The organism is Herbaspirillum sp. BH-1 (assembly GCF_002870055.1).
Classification (GTDB): Bacteria; Pseudomonadota; Gammaproteobacteria; order Burkholderiales; family Burkholderiaceae_D; genus Herbaspirillum; species Herbaspirillum frisingense.
On record NZ_PKOI01000045.1, the window covers coordinates 1 to 1,420 of the forward strand.

Below are 1,420 nucleotides of genomic sequence, written 5' to 3' on the forward strand. Positions count from 1 at the left end.
GTAATGCCGTTCAGTTAAGATCTTTTTTGATCACGCGAACGGTATATCGCTGAGGTGGGGCTTTCACGGTCCGGTCGAATTGTCGACCGGACCGTTCTTCATTGAGCAGAGTAACCAGTCTTTGTCGGAGTCTTTGCAAGAGCGTTGGCAGCTTGCCCTGCGCCCGCGTGATGGCGAGCCAGTGTAATTCGTACTGGATCAAATGAAATGCTCGGATAAAGCTGATCTCGGTCGGTTCACATTTAACGCTGAGTGCAGCCTTGGCGATTTCAAGTCTGACCAAGTTATACGCAGTAAGCGCACCCCATATTTCCTGATAGACACCATCAACGGTCTTGCTGCGCAGTGTTAGCGCCATTCCCAGCATGCCTTGCTTGAGTTCTCGATAGCTGGTTTCTACCTGCCAGCGACGCGTATAACAAGCAGCAATATCGGCGGCCTTGTAGCGTTTGCCATCGAGTAAGGACGTCAACAATAGGTGTTTCCGAGCGCTCTGATCAATGACGGTGACTAGCCTTGCTTGCCACATTTCGGGCAATGCAGGACATTTTTTTCGCGCCTGGGGGGATACGCGCATGGCCACCACACTGTCTTCTTGCGTACCACCGATCACCTCCCATTTTGTGTTTGCCTTGGCAGGAATGATGAAGTGCCGATTGCTACCGGCGCCGGTGAGTCCGTGAAGAATCTCCGCCGACAAAAACCCCTTATCAAGAACGGTCAGGGAATCATCTGGAATCGACGTCAGTAGCTGCTTGGCATACTGCATTTCATTGATGCCATAAGGACCAAACAAGGCGTCACGGATTAAATGCGTTGGCACCGATGTGAGTGTTACCCCGCGCACCTGAGGGTAGCTTGATAGGCGGCCACTAGGATAAATCTGAGCCCCAAAATGAGATCGGAGTTCGGGTGTATCGTGCACCCTCAAGGTCGTGCCATCCAGTGCAAACTGGCTCAGCCCCTTGAATAAATACTGCTTGCGATCCTGCTCAAACCACGCCCGGGCTGAGAGCTCAAAAAGCGTCTTTAAAGGTGCTGAACCCAGACGCTGGCGGGCTTGCGCGACCGCGCTCTTGCTAACAAACGGTACTTGGGTATCGGGTAGTGCCAGGTCAAGCTCATCAACGACCTCGCTGATCGATTGATGGCGATAAAGAGCCAGTGCAACCACAAGCCATACAACTTGCTCTGCTGGCAATCGCCGCTGGCGAATACTCGCCCGGCCCGTATAGGCAACCGCCTGCTCTATCCACTCATAAGGCAGATTCTGTCCTAGGCGGTCCCAATCGGGCGCTTCCTGTGCTTCAACCAGAAAATGGATCGCGTCATCAAACATGGCGACGCAGGTTAACAGCCTTGCCCAACGTTTACAACCACCAAAAGAAAATGCCGTTCAGTCTTAACTGAACGGCATTAC

General features: G+C 52.7%; 1 protein-coding gene. It reads right to left on the minus strand.

What is annotated here, in order from left to right:
* Window positions 1-10 precede the first annotated feature (10 nt).
* Window positions 11-1,339 carry an IS4 family transposase gene (locus tag HBH1_RS24710; RefSeq protein ID WP_102664752.1) on the minus strand — a complete coding sequence of 443 codons (1,329 nt, stop codon included), beginning with the start codon at window positions 1,337-1,339 and terminating at the stop codon, window positions 11-13.
* Window positions 1,340-1,420 lie beyond the last annotated feature (81 nt).

Bases quoted from the DNA above. Each gene is read 5' to 3' on its own strand.
- HBH1_RS24710 (WP_102664752.1), bottom strand. From the start codon at position 1,339: ATGTTTGATGACGCGATCCATTTTCTGGTTGAAGCACAGGAAGCGCCC.